At 64.7% G+C, this 14,820-nt stretch carries 14 protein-coding genes; 7 read left to right on the top strand and 7 right to left on the bottom strand.

Translation table 11 applies throughout. The annotated features are described in order from the left end of the window. The first annotated feature begins 8 nt into the window (after positions 1-8). Positions 9-911: a 16S rRNA (cytidine(1402)-2'-O)-methyltransferase gene (gene rsmI, locus U5A58_RS01125; RefSeq protein WP_321934424.1), complete on the top strand. Its 903-nt coding sequence runs from the start codon at positions 9-11 to the stop codon at positions 909-911. Positions 912-1,066: 155 nt separating this feature from the next. Here rsmI and U5A58_RS01130 read toward each other — a convergent pair whose 3' ends face one another. Next, positions 1,067-1,666 carry a septal ring lytic transglycosylase RlpA family protein gene (locus tag U5A58_RS01130; protein ID WP_321959987.1) on the bottom strand — a complete coding sequence of 200 codons (600 nt, stop codon included), beginning with the start codon at positions 1,664-1,666 and terminating at the stop codon, positions 1,067-1,069. Positions 1,667-2,451: 785 nt separating this feature from the next. On the opposite strand from U5A58_RS01130, the gene U5A58_RS01135 reads away from it, so the two are divergent. From U5A58_RS01135 to U5A58_RS01145, 3 genes are all read left to right on the top strand, one after another. Next, entirely contained in the window at positions 2,452-3,096 is a 645-nt protein-coding gene (locus U5A58_RS01135) for an MBL fold metallo-hydrolase (protein ID WP_158756708.1), read from the top strand. Between the two features lie 14 nt (positions 3,097-3,110). Further along, the gene (locus U5A58_RS01140) at positions 3,111-3,743 is read left to right on the top strand and encodes an exonuclease (RefSeq protein WP_321959988.1); all 633 of its coding nucleotides are present in this window, start codon (positions 3,111-3,113) and stop codon (positions 3,741-3,743) included. Positions 3,744-3,820: 77 nt separating this feature from the next. Next, complete coding sequence (locus tag U5A58_RS01145; protein WP_174479506.1) at positions 3,821-4,291, top strand: Lrp/AsnC family transcriptional regulator; 471 nt, start codon at positions 3,821-3,823, stop codon at positions 4,289-4,291. A 64-nt stretch (positions 4,292-4,355) separates the two neighbouring features. On the opposite strand, the gene U5A58_RS01150 is transcribed toward U5A58_RS01145, so the two are convergent. The 3 genes from U5A58_RS01150 to U5A58_RS01160 form a co-directional block, all read right to left on the bottom strand. After that, positions 4,356-5,537, bottom strand: a complete 1,182-nt coding sequence (locus U5A58_RS01150) for a cation diffusion facilitator family transporter (protein ID WP_321959989.1) — start codon at positions 5,535-5,537, stop codon at positions 4,356-4,358. Between the two features lie 294 nt (positions 5,538-5,831). Continuing rightward, positions 5,832-6,140 (bottom strand): H-NS family nucleoid-associated regulatory protein, encoded by a 309-nt coding sequence (locus U5A58_RS01155; protein ID WP_069265202.1) that lies wholly within the window; start codon positions 6,138-6,140, stop codon positions 5,832-5,834. Between the two features lie 414 nt (positions 6,141-6,554). Further along, positions 6,555-7,232: a HugZ family protein gene (locus U5A58_RS01160; RefSeq protein WP_321959990.1), complete on the bottom strand. Its 678-nt coding sequence runs from the start codon at positions 7,230-7,232 to the stop codon at positions 6,555-6,557. 149 nt (positions 7,233-7,381) lie between these two features. Here U5A58_RS01160 and U5A58_RS01165 point away from each other — a divergent pair, with 149 nt between their 5' ends. Further along, a complete protein-coding gene (locus tag U5A58_RS01165) occupies positions 7,382-8,602 on the top strand; it encodes an MFS transporter (protein ID WP_321934427.1) in 1,221 nt (406 codons plus the stop codon). A gap of 115 nt (positions 8,603-8,717) precedes the next feature. Here the strand turns inward: U5A58_RS01165 and U5A58_RS01170 are convergent, their stop codons facing one another. Next, entirely contained in the window at positions 8,718-9,863 is a 1,146-nt protein-coding gene (locus U5A58_RS01170) for a branched-chain amino acid ABC transporter substrate-binding protein (protein ID WP_321907416.1), read from the bottom strand. Between the two features lie 569 nt (positions 9,864-10,432). After that, a complete protein-coding gene (locus U5A58_RS01175) occupies positions 10,433-11,611 on the bottom strand; it encodes a nitronate monooxygenase (protein ID WP_321959991.1) in 1,179 nt (392 codons plus the stop codon). Positions 11,612-11,877: 266 nt separating this feature from the next. Here U5A58_RS01175 and U5A58_RS01180 point away from each other — a divergent pair, with 266 nt between their 5' ends. Together U5A58_RS01180 and U5A58_RS01185 are read left to right on the top strand one after the other, a co-directional pair. Continuing rightward, positions 11,878-12,576, top strand: a complete 699-nt coding sequence (locus tag U5A58_RS01180; protein WP_321907414.1) for a dienelactone hydrolase family protein — start codon at positions 11,878-11,880, stop codon at positions 12,574-12,576. A 182-nt stretch (positions 12,577-12,758) separates the two neighbouring features. Further along, positions 12,759-14,273: an amidase gene (locus U5A58_RS01185; RefSeq protein ID WP_321959992.1), complete on the top strand. Its 1,515-nt coding sequence runs from the start codon at positions 12,759-12,761 to the stop codon at positions 14,271-14,273. A gap of 70 nt (positions 14,274-14,343) precedes the next feature. Here the strand turns inward: U5A58_RS01185 and U5A58_RS01190 are convergent, their stop codons facing one another. Then, a complete protein-coding gene (locus tag U5A58_RS01190; protein WP_028203157.1) occupies positions 14,344-14,655 on the bottom strand; it encodes a high-potential iron-sulfur protein in 312 nt (103 codons plus the stop codon). Between the last annotated feature and the right edge of the window lie 165 nt (positions 14,656-14,820).

Raw genomic sequence — 14,820 nt, forward strand, 5'->3', positions numbered from 1 at the left:
TCCGTGTCATGACGTCCCTCTCGTCCCCCTTCGAACTCGCACAGGCCCAGCAGTATCCGGCCGCCACGCTGTACGTCGTGGCAACGCCCATTGGCAATGTCGCCGACATCACCTTGCGCGCGCTGCACGTGCTCGGTCTCGTCGATCGCATCGCCGCCGAAGACACGCGCAACACCGGCCAGCTTCTCGCCCGCTACGGCATTTCGAAGCCGCTCGTCGCCGTGCACGAGCACAACGAGCGCGAAGCGGCGCAACGCGTGATCGAGTTTCTGCGCGCGGGCGAGCGCGTGGCCTGTGTTTCCGACGCGGGCACGCCCGGCATTTCCGATCCGGGTGCCAAGCTCGTAGACGCCGTGCGCGCCGCCGGCCTGAACGTCGTGCCGCTGCCCGGCGCGAGCGCGCTCGCAACGGCGCTTTCCGCGGCCGGCGACTGGGTGTCGACGTTCACGTTCCTCGGTTTCCTGCCGCCCAAGCCCAAGCAACGCGCAGCCGCTTTGCAGCCGCTCGCCGCGCATACGCACGCGATGGTGTTTTACGAAGCCCCGCATCGCATCGTCGAAACCGTGCAGTCGCTCGCCGATGCGTTCGGCCCCGCGCGCCGCATCCTCATCGCCCGCGAATTGACGAAACTACACGAGTCGCTCTGGAGCGGCACCCTGGCCGAAGCGCCAACGTGGCTGGCAGCGGATGCAAACCATCAGCGCGGCGAGTTCGTTCTGGCGGTGGAAGGCGCGAGCGAGCAAGCGCAAGGCGAAGCCGATCACGACGCGCTCTTGCGTGTGCTGCTTCAGGAGGTGCCGGTGAAGGGCGCGGCGAAGATCGCGGCGGCGCTCACAGGCGCGTCGCGTAACGCGCTCTACGCGCGGGCGCTGGAATTGAAGGGTGAAGGCGAGGCAGAAGCGGACGACTGAGCCGCCAGCCGATAACAACCAAAAACACGAGCCAGAAAAACCGAAGGGCCGCCTGAGTCAATCAGGCGGCCCTTCGCATATACATCCAACGCGACCAGGCGGTTCAGTCTCAGGCGCGTCGCGGCGCACTCAGCGCCACGCCCAAACGAACGCGCTTAGTTGTCGATACTCGAGTTCGCGGCAACCATCTCCGCTTGCGCGGCCTTCGCTTCCTGGCGCGTGAGGCCTTCGATGTCCACCTTCGCCGTACCCGCGTGCTGCACGCCAAGGAGCCTGGCGGCGGCATACGAGAGGTCGAGCACACGGCCACGCGCGTACGGGCCACGGTCGTTGATCTTCACCACCACCCACTTCGACGTGCCGGGCACGCTCACGCGCACGTATGAGCCGAGCGGCAGCGTGCGGTGCGCAGCGGTGAGCGCCTTCATGTTGAAGCGCTCGCCGCTCGCAGTGCGGCGGCCGTGGAACGCGCGGCCATACCACGAGGCGCGGCCGGTCTGGTGGAACGAGTGAACGTCCGGGCTGTTCTCGTCGATCGCATCGGCGTTCGCGAGCGAGTTGTCCTTGGCGGTGCCCGATGCGGGCAGCGCGGCGAGCGCGGAGCCGTAGCCCTGCGGCGCGGTGAAGGCGGCGTCCTTCGTGCGAAGGGCGTCGCTGGTGGCCTGGTCCTGCTGGGCAGGCGGCATGGCACAACCGGCCAGAATGGACACGGCTGCGAGACTCCCGAGTCGTCGTCGAGTCAGTCTAAGGTTCATAACATTGCCATCACGTGTTCGAAGCCTGTCCCGCGCCATGTGTGCGCGTTGTCGGAAAGGCTTCGGCGGTCGCGGGCAAAGCTACGCCATCGCTCGCCTGGAATGAAAAAGGCGAACGCGTGCCAATGCCCGGATGCAGCCCTATTTAGCCGCTAACCGCTAGTTATCTTTCACGTCTGGCGCAACCTGTCCCCGGCAGCCTGACCAGACCCCACATGCCGCCATCGAACGATGAAACTCGTTCAGGCGCGCCGGAAACTCTCGGCGCACAGGAACGGCGGCGTAGGCCCCACCCAGCGTCACGGCATGTAGGCCGTTGCAGGCGCGTGGCACCTGGCTGGGCAAGACGTGCGGCGTCGAACGGATTCGACACCTGATTTGCTATCTTGTTGTAAGGCAGCCTTCTTCGGCCCGTCTTCAACGACAGCACTGCTTGACGGCGGTGTACGCGACCTCTTTTTTTGCGAAGGTCACACCGCCCTTTGAAAGCACGAATTCCGTGCGTGATGGATCGCATTATACCCAAAAGTTATTCCTGTCACGCCGATGCCCCACAAAACTCCATGATTTTTCACTATTGATGTAACAAAGCCGTTTGTCTTGCGCCGCCGCATCCCTTGTCTGACAAGGGATTCAGACCGCCGCGAGCAGCGTCGGCGGCGCTTCCTGCACCCCGGTACAATCGATCCTTTGGCTGTGGCCACCGGCGCGCACCGTCGCTTTCGAAGCGCCGCGGCTTGCGCCCCGCAAGACCTGAGCCGCACAAAACCGCCCACGAACCCCGCATGAAAATCACGCTGATTCCTGTCACGCCGTTCCAGCAAAACTGCTCGCTGCTCGTCGACGAAACGACGAACCGTGCCGCCGTCGTCGATCCGGGCGGCGATCTCGAGCGCATCGAGGCCGAGATCGAGCGCCAGGGCGTGCAACTGGAGAAGGTGCTCCTCACGCATGGCCATCTCGACCATTGCGCCGGCGCGAAGGCGCTCGCTGCAAAGTTCGGCGTGCCGATCGAAGGACCGCAGGAAGACGAGCGCTTCTGGATCGATCAGTTGCCGCAGCAGAGCGTGCGCTTCGGCTTCGGTCACGCCGAGGCGTTCGAGCCCACGCGCTGGCTTCACGACGGCGACACCGTGCGCTTTGGCGACGAAGAACTCGAGGTCTATCACTGCCCCGGGCACACGCCGGGTCATGTGATCTTCTTTAGCCGCAAGCACCGGGTCGCCACGGTGGGCGACGTGCTGTTCGCGGGTTCGATCGGCCGCACGGACTTTCCGCGCGGCAATCATGCCGACCTGATTCGTTCGATCCGTGAAAAGCTCTGGCCGCTCGGCGACGACGTCACGTTCGTGCCGGGCCACGGCCCGGTTTCGACATTCGGCGAGGAGCGCCGCTCCAACCCCTACGTCGCAGATGGCGTACCTGGATGAGAGTGAAAAGTACGATGAATCAAGCTGCCATTGAGGAGATTTACGTCAGCACCGACGTCGAGGCCGATGGTCCCATTCCCGGCCCGCACTCGATGCTGAGTTTCGCTTCGGCGGCGTACACCGCCGACAAGCGTTTGATCGCCACGTTCTCGGCCAATCTCGAGATGCTCGAAGGCGCCGCGCCGCACCCGGTGCAAGCCGCCTGGTGGGAGACGCAACCCGAGGCGTGGGCCGCTTGCCGCAAGGATCTGCAAAATCCGGCGGCGGCGCTCGTCGCCTATGTGGAATGGGTGGAGGCGCTGCCCGGCAAGCCCGTGTTCGTGGCCATGCCGGCGGGCTTCGATTTCACCTTCATGTTCTGGTACATGATGCGCTTCGCCGGGCGCTGCCCGTTCTCGTGGTCGGCGCTCGACATCAAGACGCTTGCCTTCGCGATGACGGGCCTGCCGTACCGCAAGTGCATCAAGCCGCGCTTTCCGAAGCACTGGTTCGACGACCATCCGCACACGCACGTCGCGCTCGACGACGCGATCGAGCAAGGCGCCCTCTTCTGCAACATGTTGGCCGACCTGCGCGCGCAGCAAGCCGCGCTCGTCGCTGATGGGGACGACTCAGGGCAAAACGCCGCGAGCGCTCCGGCAAATTAGGTAATCTCCCTCATCATTTGTGCTTCGCATTGCGTTCTGTTCTCCTGGCCTCTACCATTCAGGAATACAGCGACGCAATGGAGGCGCAGTTGACACTCGATACGTTCTCTCAGAAGATCCTGCGCCTGCTGCAGCTCGACGCGCGCCGCTCGGTGCAGGAAATCTCCGACCAGGTGGGGCTATCCAGCACGCCGTGCTGGCGCCGAATCAAGGACATGGAACAGTCGGGCGTGATCCAGCGCTACACGGCGCTGCTCGATCGCGAGAAGCTGGGCCTGCACGTCTGCGCGCTCGCGCATATCCATCTCACGCGACACACCGAAGGCGGCGTCGAAGCCTTCGAGCGCGAGATCGCCACCTGCCCCGAAGTCACCGAGTGCTACAGCACCACCGGCGAATCGGACTACATCCTCAAGATCGTTGCGCCCGACATCAAGGCCTATGACGCCTTCCTGCACGAGCGCATCTTCCGCATTCCCGCCGTGGCGCAGGTGCGCACGAGCGTCGTGCTGCGGGAAATCAAGTTCGACACGCAATTGCCGCTTTGAAGCCGCGAAGGCGCGGCGGCGTTTTTGCCGCGCCGCTTACTCATCGCGAATCGCGATTCGCGATTCAATCTGTCTCGCGCGGTTTGTCGTGCGTTGCCAGCGTGCCGTGTGCATCGAGCGACTGCATCACGTCGAGCTTGTTCGCGCCCAAGCGCGCGCGTAGCGCATCCAGGTCCACTGCGGCAAGACGGCGGGCGTCGTCGGCTGCCGCCAGCACCACCTGAATTTCCAGCCCCGTGCTCAAGTAGTGCAGCGTCACCGCTTCGACATGCACGTCGTGCTGCGCCAGCGCATTACGCAAGCGCTCCGACACGTCGTCGCGCGGCGGCAGATTGGCCACGGAGCGCACATGCATGTCGTCTTCGGGATCGACGTGTATCAGCGCGTCGAGCACGCGTGGATCGGTGAGCAGGCGAGCGCGCGCCGTCTCCGCAATGTAATGCCCTTCCGAAACCGAAATCAGCGGATCGACGAGGATGTGCGCATCCACGAGCGCGAGATCGCCGGTTTTGCGCGTGCGCATCTCGTGCACGTCGAGCACGCCGGGCGTACTCACCAGCAGCGCGCGCAAGTCGGCGGCCGCGGCTTCGTCGAGCGCGCGGTCGGAGAGGTCCTGCAGCGCGTCCCAGCCGAACACCCAACCCATGCGCGCGACCATGAAGCCGACAATGGCCGCCGCGATCGGATCGAGCAGCCGCACGCCCGCCAAACTGCCCACAATACCGATCGCCACCACGAGTGACGAAGCCGCGTCCGAGCGCGCATGCCACGCATTGGCGATCAGCATGGCCGAACGCACGCGCTGCGCCTCGCGCAGCATGTAGCGAAAGAGCCCTTCCTTGGAAACCAGCACGAGGAGCGCAACGACCAGCGCGCTCACGTGCAGTGCCGGAATATCGCCGAGATTCATGATGCGCGTGCCGGCGCGCACCAGCATGCCCACGCCCACCGCAATCAATAATGCGCCGAGGAATAACGACGCAACCGTTTCATAACGGCTGTGGCCGTAGTTATGATCGGCGTCCGGCTTTGCGCCGCTATGCCGGTTGGCTAGTAGCACGACAAAGTCGGAAACAATATCGGCCAGTGAATGTACGCCGTCGGCGATCAACGCCTGCGAATGCGCAATCACGCCGATGACGATTTGCAGCACCACCAGAACACTATTGACGGCAACGCTGACCCACGTGGTCCGCCGCGCGACTGCGTGTTTATCTGATAACGGTGGGGCGACAGAAGCAGTCATGCGCGGCGAGAGAGCAAATTAGGGAATAACCGCGATTGTAGCGACCGTATGCGTCGATTTTATGGATTCCCCTAAAAATCTCTTTTAAATCAGATGCCTACAATACCAAGAAGCATTCTCATTCAAGCCGCGGGTACTGCCCGTTCCCATCGGGCGCGGCGCAGTAAATCAAAAAGCCGCGCGTCCCCGGACTGCGCGGCTTCTTGTTTTCGGAAATCAGGCGATACCTTGCCCGATTCCGCTCCTGCTTCGACTCATGCACAGCGCGTTCAAACGCGCCGCTGACACGTTGATTTACTTCTGGATCAGAAAACGATCGCGGTCTTGACCGGCGATCCAGCGCGGCGGCTTGCCACGGCCCGACCAGGTGCTGCCGCTGTCGGGATCGCGGTATTTCGGCGCGACGCTTGCGCGCGAGCGGCTGGCTGCCTTCGCGGCCTTGGCGCTAGCGCGGCCGCCACCGAGTTCTGCCAGGGTGATGCCGTAGTCGGCCATTTTCTGCTTGATTTCGTCGAGGACCTCGGCATATTCGCGAGCCTTCGCCTCTTCAATCTGCTTTTCCAGCTTTTCTCGCTGAGCGAGGAGTTCCTTGTAGGAAGACATAGGTGCCCTTGTGGTTTGATCTTAATGGCTACTGATCTCGCGCCAGTATGCCGATTGATAGATGCGCGCCTCGGAAATCGGTGGCGAGATTAACACAGAATTGAATGCCGGGATGCGCGTAAGGAATAAAAATAATTTAAACCAAATTTCGAATCCTGTCGCTTCCGGCAAGCGTCTAACTCATTGTCATTTCGTGCAAATCGGTATTTTTACTAAATCTCGCATTTGCCAGATAAATCCCCATCTCATAATTAGCAGCGGATGAAAATTAAATGCTTTGAAATACGTCAAACATTTCATCCCATGACAACTTTGGGCCAATCAACGGGGACAGAAACGGGTTGCTGCGAAGCAGCATGAGACGACACGCTATATACACGGGCGGATAACGCCCACACGGAACACAAAATCCCGTCAGGGCATATGGCGCTCAATGCAGTCCGCTAGCACCGCATGCAAGGTTTGCAAATCAGACTGCGGCGCATCGAAAACGAAGCGTGTGCGCGCGCCGTCGATCACAAGATCGGCGCCGTAGCGGTCCACCCCTGCCAGATCGAGTCCGGCGCGGCGCGCGGGGTGGGCTTCGAAAAAGCGGATCAGCGTGGTTTCGTCGGCGGGTGCGAGTGGCTCCAGCGTGTCGAGATCGGCGCCCTCCATCCAGCCCATCGCGCCAAACCCGCCGATATAACGCAGCCGCTCAATCTGCATGCCCCAGAAGGTGAAGTCGCCGAGTGCGAGATAACGCTCGGCGTCCGGGTGATAGCGCACGTAGCGCCGCGCCAGCGCCTCGTTCGCTTCGCGGTCGGCAGCATCGACCGGTTCGAAGCGGCCGAGCAGCGTGGCGCGCGGCGCGTTCAGCACGTCGGCGTCCGGCGCGTGCGCGACGAGAAAGCCCGCGCGCGGGTCGTCGAGCAGATTGCGCGTGTGCTCGGCGAGGCGGCTCACGAGGATCACCGGGCGGTGCCGCGCGTCGGGTGCGAATGGCAGCAGCGTGGGATACGGGAAGCCGCGCGGCTCGCGCGAGTGCGTGGCGAGCGTGCCGGTGGGCGTTTGATGCAGCAAATGCAGCGGGGCGTGGGCAGGAATCTTCAAGGGCGCGTCCTCGAACGGCGGATCCTCTCGATATTAGAGCAGTTGCCTCGGCAAACGCGCTCCGACAGCCGAGTCGCACCTTCGTTAGAATCATCGTTTGCTTTCAGACGCCTTCCTGGTCTCCTCTCTTCCTTCTGCCCGGAATTCCCGTGTCCGACCGAACGACCGATCCCGCCATCTCCGTGGCGAGCCCCGCCGCCCACCATCGGGCGCTGCCCGCCGCCACGCGTCATCGCGCGCGCATCGCGACCATGGCGCTCTTTTTCATCGCCGGCATGATGTACGCGTCGTGGGGCGTGCACGTGCCGACCGTGCGCGACAAGTTCCATCTGAGCGCGGCGCTGCTCTCTTACGCGCTTTTCGCGGTGGCGGGCGGCTCGATTGCGGCGATGACGACCATCGGCGGCTGGATCGCGCGCGTGGGCTCGCGACGCGCGTGCCTCGCCGGCGGCCTCACGATGTCCGTGTGCGGCGCGCTGATCCTGGTGGTTCCGTATTACTGGATGCTGATCGTCGTGCTCGCGTTTTTCGGCGTGGGCATGGCCACGCTCGACGTCGCCATGAACGCCGAAGCGAGTGCCGTGGAAGAAGCCGTCGGCAAGCCGATCATGTCGGGGCTGCACGGCATGTTCAGCCTGGGCGGCATGGCGGGCGCGGCGATTGGCGGCGCGCTGCTCGCGCACGGCATGGCGCCGGCGCTGCACCTGTTTCTGGCGTCGGCGCTTGCGGCGCTCGTGCTCTTTGTCTCGTGCCCGGCCGTCCTGCCGCATGTGCCGCACGCCACGCACGGCGAGCATGCGAAAACCGGCAACCGCTGGCGCACGCCCGCGCTCTGGGCACTTGGCGCCATCGCGCTCATCGCGCTGATCGCCGAGGGCGCAATGTACGACTGGGCCACGGTCTATATGCGCGACGTCGTGCTCGCAACGCCTGCGCTCGCTAGCGCAGCGTACGCGGCGTTCTCGGGCGGCATGGCCGCGGCGCGCTTCGCCGGCGACGCCGTGCGCGCACGCTTTGGCGCGCCGCAGCTCGTGATGGCGAGCGCCTCGCTCGCATGCGCGGGCATGATCGGCGCGCTGCTGCTGCCGTTCTCGTTCACGGCGCTCACGGGCTTCACGCTCATGGGCCTCGGCCTCGCCAACATGATGCCGGTGCTGTTCGCAGCCGCCGCGCGCGTGAAAGGCATCCACGCAGCCGAAGGGCTAGCGCACGTGGCGGGCATCGCGTATTTCGGCTTGCTGTTCGGGCCGGTGGTGATCGGCGGCATTACGCAGGTGACCAATCTCACGGTCGGGCTCGCCGTCGTCGCGTTGTGCGCGGCGCTCGTGGCATTTGCGGGGCCGAAGGTGTTGCGGCGGCTGGGGATCTAAAAGCGCAACGCAGCGCATCGACTCAAGCGTCACGCGAAACTCCGGACGAAAAAAAGCCCACGGGCCGAAACCCGCGGGCTTTTCCAATCGCGTGAGCGAAATCGCGAAACGCGACTTACATCTTCACGACGTCGAGCAGCGACTTCTTGCCCGACTTGTAGTTGTACAGCGAGATCACGCCGTGCTTGAGGTCGCCCTTCGAGTCGAAGGTCGTCTCGCCAATCACGCCCTTGTAGTCCGTCGTCGGCATGGCGGCGAGGATCTTGGCCGGATCGGTCGAGTTCGCACGCTTCATGGCGTCGACGATGATGTACACGGCGTCATACGTGAACGGTGCGTAGATCTGGATCGGCTGGCCGAAGCGCTTCTCGAACTTGGCTTCGAATTCCTTGCCGCCCGGCATCTTTTCGAGCGCCATGCCGGCTTCCGAACACACGATGTTGTCGGTCGCGTCGCCGGCGAGGTCGGCCAGCTTGTCGGTACAGACGCCGTCACCCGCGAGCACCTTCGCGCGCAGGCCAAGCTGCTTGGCTTGCTTCGCGAACGGGCCGCCGGTGGCGTCCATGCCGCCGTACATGATCGCGTCGGGGTTTTCGCCCTTGATCTTCGTGAGAATGGCGCGGAAGTCCACGGCCTTGTCGTTGGTCGCGTCATGCGACACCACGTTCATGCCGAGTGCCTTGGCGGTCTTCTCGAATTCGTTCGCGAGACCCTGGCCATAAGCCGTCGAGTCGTCGACCACGGCAACGGTCTTGACCTTCAGGTTCTTCGCCGCGTAGTTCGCGAGCGCCGGGCCTTGCTGGGCATCGGTCGCCACGACACGGTAGGTCGTCTTGAAGCCTTGTTGCGTGTAGGCCGGGTTCGTGGCCGACGGCGAGATCTGCACGATGCCCGCATCGCTGTAGATCTTCGATGCCGGAATCGACGTGCCCGAGTTCAAGTGGCCGACAACGGCAACGACCTTGTCGTCGACGAGCTTCTGCGCAACCTGGGTAGCCGTGCGCGGGTCAGCTGCGTCGTCTTGTGCGTCGAGCACGAGCGTGATCTTCTGACCGTTGATCGTGAGGCCCTTCGCGTTGATCTCTTCGACTGCGAGACGTGCGCCGTTTTCGTTGTCTTTGCCGAGGTGCGCAATACCGCCCGTAAGCGGCGCGACGTGACCAATCTTGATCGTTTCGTCGGCGCTCGACACCGTTGCGAACGACGCTGCCAGCATGGCCGCCGCGCTGATCGGCAACAGCTTGTGAAGCTTGATATTCATGTAAGTCTCCAGTTTCGAACCCAAAAGCTACGTAATCGCCCAGTGCTCCCGCGCCCCGAACGTGTCGCTCCCCGTGCGGACGACCACGCAGGATGCATCCTTGATGCACCTGGCCAGTATGTCGAATGACCCGTTCATGGCGGGCCGCCCATCCATACTTGCGCGCAAGTGTAGGTGATCAAATTAATTTGGGGGACTTTTTTCAGATATTGGTGCGAGTACCAATATGCGTCCTGCAACAACAGTTCGAAACCCTGATCAATCGACCGCAAGGCTTATGTAATAAGGCATCCCGACTTTGGATCCAATTATTGGGAGATTCCCTGAGGCGCCCGGCGCGAATCATTTTTGAGATTATTTGACGGGAGTTATTGGTGTGTTAGCGCACGCGTTCCGGGAATACACCAGGACGCATTACGACGATATGAAAATCCCTCGCATTCGCGATAACGTTTGCGAGTTGTATTGCTGCCGGGCACGCGTTTTTGGCGCGCGCCGGTTCAAGTAAGTATTCGATTAATTTCGGATGCCGATGCGTTGCCCGCGCCCATCTCATGCGGCTACGTGCCTCACGATTCGTGACTGGGTTTGCCGCTGATTTCGCCGCTGATTTCGCCACTGATTTCGCCGCTGAGTTTGCCGAGCACCGCGCGCCATTCGGCGTCGAGCGCTTCGACGATCTGGCCTGCGCCGAGGCCTTCCTCGCGCGCGCGTGAGAGCGGTGCGCCCTGGCCCGACCACAGCGAAAGATAATCGCCGTCGTTAGCGCGCGCCGCGTGCTGCCGCAACGGTTGCGTGAGCGCGTTCTGCACGGGGTACGGCGCGACCGTCTCGGGCCGCGCCTCGAGTTGCTGCATGAGTGCGTTGCGAATACCGCGCGCGTGGCGCCCTGTGATCGCGCGCGTGACCGAGGTCGCCGTATCCGTCGATGCACGCAGCCGCGCCTTCCAGTCGGCGGGAATCGCGCTTTGCGCACTGCCAAGAAACGCGGTGCCCATCTGCACGCCTTGCGCACCCAGCGCGAGTGCGGCGACGATGCCGCGCCCGTCCATGATTCCGCCCGCTGCCAGCACGGGCAGGCCGGCGGCATCCACCGCATCCACAAGCTGCGGCACGAGCGCCATCGTGCCCACGAGCGCGTGCGGCGCCTCGCCGATGAACGTGCCGCGATGGCCGCCCGCTTCGGCACCTTGCGCGACGATGGCATCCGCGCCCGCGTCGCGCCACGCGAGGCCTTCGGCCACGTGCGTCGCCGTGCCCATCACGTAGCTTCCGGCTGCGTGCAGGCGCGCGACATCGGCTGCTGGCAAGAGGCCGAACGTAAAGCTCACGACCGGCACGCGCAGCTCGATCACCGTATCGAGCTGCGCGCGAAAGTCCGGCGCGTAGCGTGCGAGCGCCTCGCCTGGCGGCAGACCCAGGTGCGCGGCCACCGGATCGATGGCTTCGAGTGCGCGACGCACGGTGGCATCGTCGGGATTCGCCGGGTCGAGCACGAAAAGATTCACGCCGAAGGGCTTGTCCGTGAGCGCGCGAATCGCGGCGACTTCGCTCGCGATCTTCTCGGGCGCAAGCGCCGCCCCGGCGAGAAAGCCGAGTCCCCCCGCGTTCGAAACCGCCGCGACGAGCGCCGGCGTGGTCGGACCGCCCGCCATCGGCCCTTGCACGAGCGGCAGGCGCAAACCGAACCGGCGGCTGAACGGGGTGGAAAAGTCGGGCGACGTGCGCAAGGCGGGAACAGAATTCATGACGCGATCCTTGTCTGGCTGAATGAGGCGTGACGATGCAAATCGCTCCCGACTCTAGCCAAACCCCGCCTGCCCGAAAAATGAATAATCGAGATCATTACGATCCGCTTGCGAGATTGACCTGCGCTGCAGAGGGTCAAGGGCCTATGGCAAACTGGCTCCCCGATTTCGCGATGCGCCGCGAGCGGCGCGCTGGCCCGCTGCCTGCACACGGCCGGCCCACCGCGGCGCATTGCACGACTCCTTAATGAAGACGGAGAAACAACATGAGCGTTTCGACCAGATGGATCGACATTCCCGCCGGCAATGACAGCTTCGGCGCGTATCTCGCGCTGCCCAAGGGCGGCAAGGGCCCGGGCATCGTCATCCTGCAGGAAATCTTCGGCGTGAACGGGCACATCCGCGACGTCGTCGAGCAATACGCGCTCGACGGCTACGTGGCGATCGCCCCCGACGTGTTCTGGCGTGCGGCCCCGCGCGTCGAGCTCGAATACGTGGGCGCGGACCGCGACCGCGGCATCGCGCTGATGCAGAAGACGGACGTCAATCTCGTGGTCGAGGACATCGCCGCGACGGCGGCCACGCTGCGCGCGCTGCCCGAGTGCACGGGCAAGGTCGCGGCGATCGGCTACTGCTTCGGCGGGCGTCTCGCCTATCTCGCGGCCGCGAGCGGCTCGGTGGATGCTGCGGTGTCCTACTACGGCGGCGGCATCCAGAATCAGCTCGACCTCGCCGACAAGGTCACCAAGCCGATCCTCTTCCACTACGCCGAACTCGATCACGGCATTCCGCTCTCGGCGGTGGGCCAGGTGAAGGAGCGTTTCGCGGGCCGCCCGAACGCCGAATTCCACCTGTACCCGAACGCCGATCACGGCTTCAACTGCTCGGTGCGTGCGTCGTACAACCAGCATGCTTCGGCGCTCGCGCACGGCCGCACGCTGAGCTTCCTCGCCGAGCATCTGTAATACCGTTGTCTCGCGGGCGGCGGCCGTCTTGCCACCGCCCGTCTGTCGTCACGCGCGCGCGTTGATGCGTCGATGCGCGCGCAACGACACACCCGGCGAGCGCGCCGCCCGCTTACACTCCTTGCGTACGCTGCCCGTTTCGAGCAAACCCAGCCCCAACCCGACGACGAGGAGTGCGCGCCTTGCAGTCCGACTATCTGGAATACGACGCCATCGGCCTCGCCGATCTCGTGCGCCGCCGCGAAGTGAGCGCGCGCGAACTGCTCGACACCGCCATCTCCCGCGCGGAAGCCACCAATCCGGCAATCAACGCCATCGTCCTCAAGGACTACGAGGCGGCGCGCGAGCGTGCGCTGCGCATCGAGGCGTCCGGCAACGGTGTGAACGCGCTAACCGAAGGCCCGCTCGCGGGCGTGCCGTTTCTCGTGAAGGACCTTGGCGCGGCGGTGGCCGGGCTGCGCATGACGCTCGGCAGCCGCCACTACCGCCACTACATCCCCACCGCCGACGCGCCCGTGGTCGCAAGATTTCGCGCTGCGGGCCTGAACATCTTCGGCAAGACGAGCGCGTCCGAACTCGGGCAAATGCCCTACACCGAGCCCGAGCTGTTCGGCCCGTGCCGCAACCCGTGGAACCTCGATCACACGCCCGGCGGCTCGAGCGGCGGCGCGGCCGCTTCGGTCGCGGCGGGCATCGTGCCGCTCGCGCACGCGTCCGACGGCGGCGGGTCGATCCGCATTCCGGCGTCGTGCTGCGGGCTCTTCGGCTTCAAACCGTCGCGCGCGTTCCAGCCGGCGTCCGACGTGCCGCCGCCGCCCGGTGCGCTCGGCGTCGATCTCGCGGTTTCGCGCAGCGTGCGTGACAGCGCGCTCATGCTCGACCTGATCGCCGGCGACCCCGCGCTGCCTGCCGGTGCGAGCGGCACCTTCCTCGACGCCGCGCGCACGCCGCTAGACGGCTCGAAGCCGCTCGCCGTCGCGCTGCTGACCGAGCCGATGTTCGCGGACACGCTCTCGCCCGAAGTGTGCGGCGCGCTCGACGATGCCGCCGCACTGCTCGCCTCGCTCGGCCATCGCGTGGAGCCGTATTCGCTGCCCGTGAATTACGCGGAGGCGCGCGAGGCGTTCCTCATGCTGTGGTCGGTGGTGGCCGAACAGTACGTGCTGCACGCGGACGACATCACGGGCACGAAGCCGCGCCGCCGGGAGTTCGAAATCTCGACGTGGGCCATGGCGCACGTCGGCCAGAAGCTCGGCGAGCGCGAGCTGCCCGCGGCGCTCGACGTGCAGCAGCGCATCACGGCGCAGCTCGCGGACCTGATGAAGCGCTACGACGTGCTGCTGTGCCCGACGCTCGCCGCGCCGCCGGTGAAGATCGGCGAACTGAAGCCGAGCCAGAGCGAGCGCATCCAGATGCGCGCGGTCACGGCCATGCCGATGGAAGTGCTGATGAGAAAGCTGCTGACCGAAGCCTCGAACAAGGCGTTCGCGTGGGCGGGGTGCACGGAGCTGTTCAATCTGACGGGCCAGCCGTCGATGTCGGTGCCGCTCGCGTGGAACGCGCGCGGGCTGCCGATAGGCGTTCAGTTCGCCGCCCGCGAGGGCAACGACGCGTTGTTGCTGCGGCTCGCCGCGCAACTGGAGGCGGCGCGGCCGTGGTTCAACCGCCGGCCGCCTTTGCTGCAGGCGCGACTCTAGCGCGCTTACGTACGACGCGCGGGCGGCGAGGCGTGTGGGGTCTACGCGCTGCGCCGCCCGCGCCGTTTCATCACGCCTTCTTGTTGTAGGCGCTGCACCAGCCCTTGCCCGCGACCTGCTTGCCGCCGAACATCGGGCACGGCGCGAACGCGTCGGTGGCCTTACCCTGGTAGAACGTGCAGTTGCTGCAGTCCTGACCGGCGGCGTACTTCGCGAACTTCGCCTTGTCGACCTTGGTCGCGTCGAGCTTGTAGCCGAGCGCCTGGGAGGTGGGATCGGATTCGGCAGCCTTGGGCGCGTCGGCGAAGGCCTGGCGCGAAAGCGCGAGCGTCGAAGCGACGCCGATGCTCGTAATCAGAAAGCTGCGGCGGGACGATTTCATGTGACTCACTCCAGTATTGTGGCGATTCATTCGCTGGGTTTTCGCGCGGCGATTTTCGTGTGGCGCACGCCGCGCATGCCTCTTAGCCGCTCTGGTGGCGGCGTCGCGAAGAAGCTTAACAACGAAGCAAGCCCCGGTGGCGCTGCAATGCTGGAGATAAGTCAG

This window comes from Paraburkholderia sp. J7 (assembly GCF_905220155.1).
In the GTDB taxonomy this organism is placed as follows: domain Bacteria; phylum Pseudomonadota; class Gammaproteobacteria; order Burkholderiales; family Burkholderiaceae; genus Paraburkholderia.

Bases quoted from the DNA above. Each gene is read 5' to 3' on its own strand.
- U5A58_RS01150 (WP_321959989.1), bottom strand. From the start codon at position 5,537: ATGACTGCTTCTGTCGCCCCACCGTTATCAGATAAACACGCAGTCGCG.
- U5A58_RS01145 (WP_174479506.1), top strand. From the start codon at position 3,821: ATGGAGGCGCAGTTGACACTCGATACGTTCTCTCAGAAGATCCTGCGC.
- U5A58_RS01190 (WP_028203157.1), bottom strand. From the start codon at position 14,655: ATGAAATCGTCCCGCCGCAGCTTTCTGATTACGAGCATCGGCGTCGCT.
- U5A58_RS01155 (WP_069265202.1), bottom strand. From the start codon at position 6,140: ATGTCTTCCTACAAGGAACTCCTCGCTCAGCGAGAAAAGCTGGAAAAG.
- U5A58_RS01170 (WP_321907416.1), bottom strand. From the start codon at position 9,863: ATGAATATCAAGCTTCACAAGCTGTTGCCGATCAGCGCGGCGGCCATG.
- U5A58_RS01130 (WP_321959987.1), bottom strand. From the start codon at position 1,666: ATGAACCTTAGACTGACTCGACGACGACTCGGGAGTCTCGCAGCCGTG.
- U5A58_RS01175 (WP_321959991.1), bottom strand. From the start codon at position 11,611: ATGAATTCTGTTCCCGCCTTGCGCACGTCGCCCGACTTTTCCACCCCG.
- U5A58_RS01180 (WP_321907414.1), top strand. From the start codon at position 11,878: ATGAGCGTTTCGACCAGATGGATCGACATTCCCGCCGGCAATGACAGC.
- U5A58_RS01140 (WP_321959988.1), top strand. From the start codon at position 3,111: ATGAATCAAGCTGCCATTGAGGAGATTTACGTCAGCACCGACGTCGAG.
- U5A58_RS01135 (WP_158756708.1), top strand. From the start codon at position 2,452: ATGAAAATCACGCTGATTCCTGTCACGCCGTTCCAGCAAAACTGCTCG.
- rsmI (WP_321934424.1), top strand. From the start codon at position 9: ATGACGTCCCTCTCGTCCCCCTTCGAACTCGCACAGGCCCAGCAGTAT.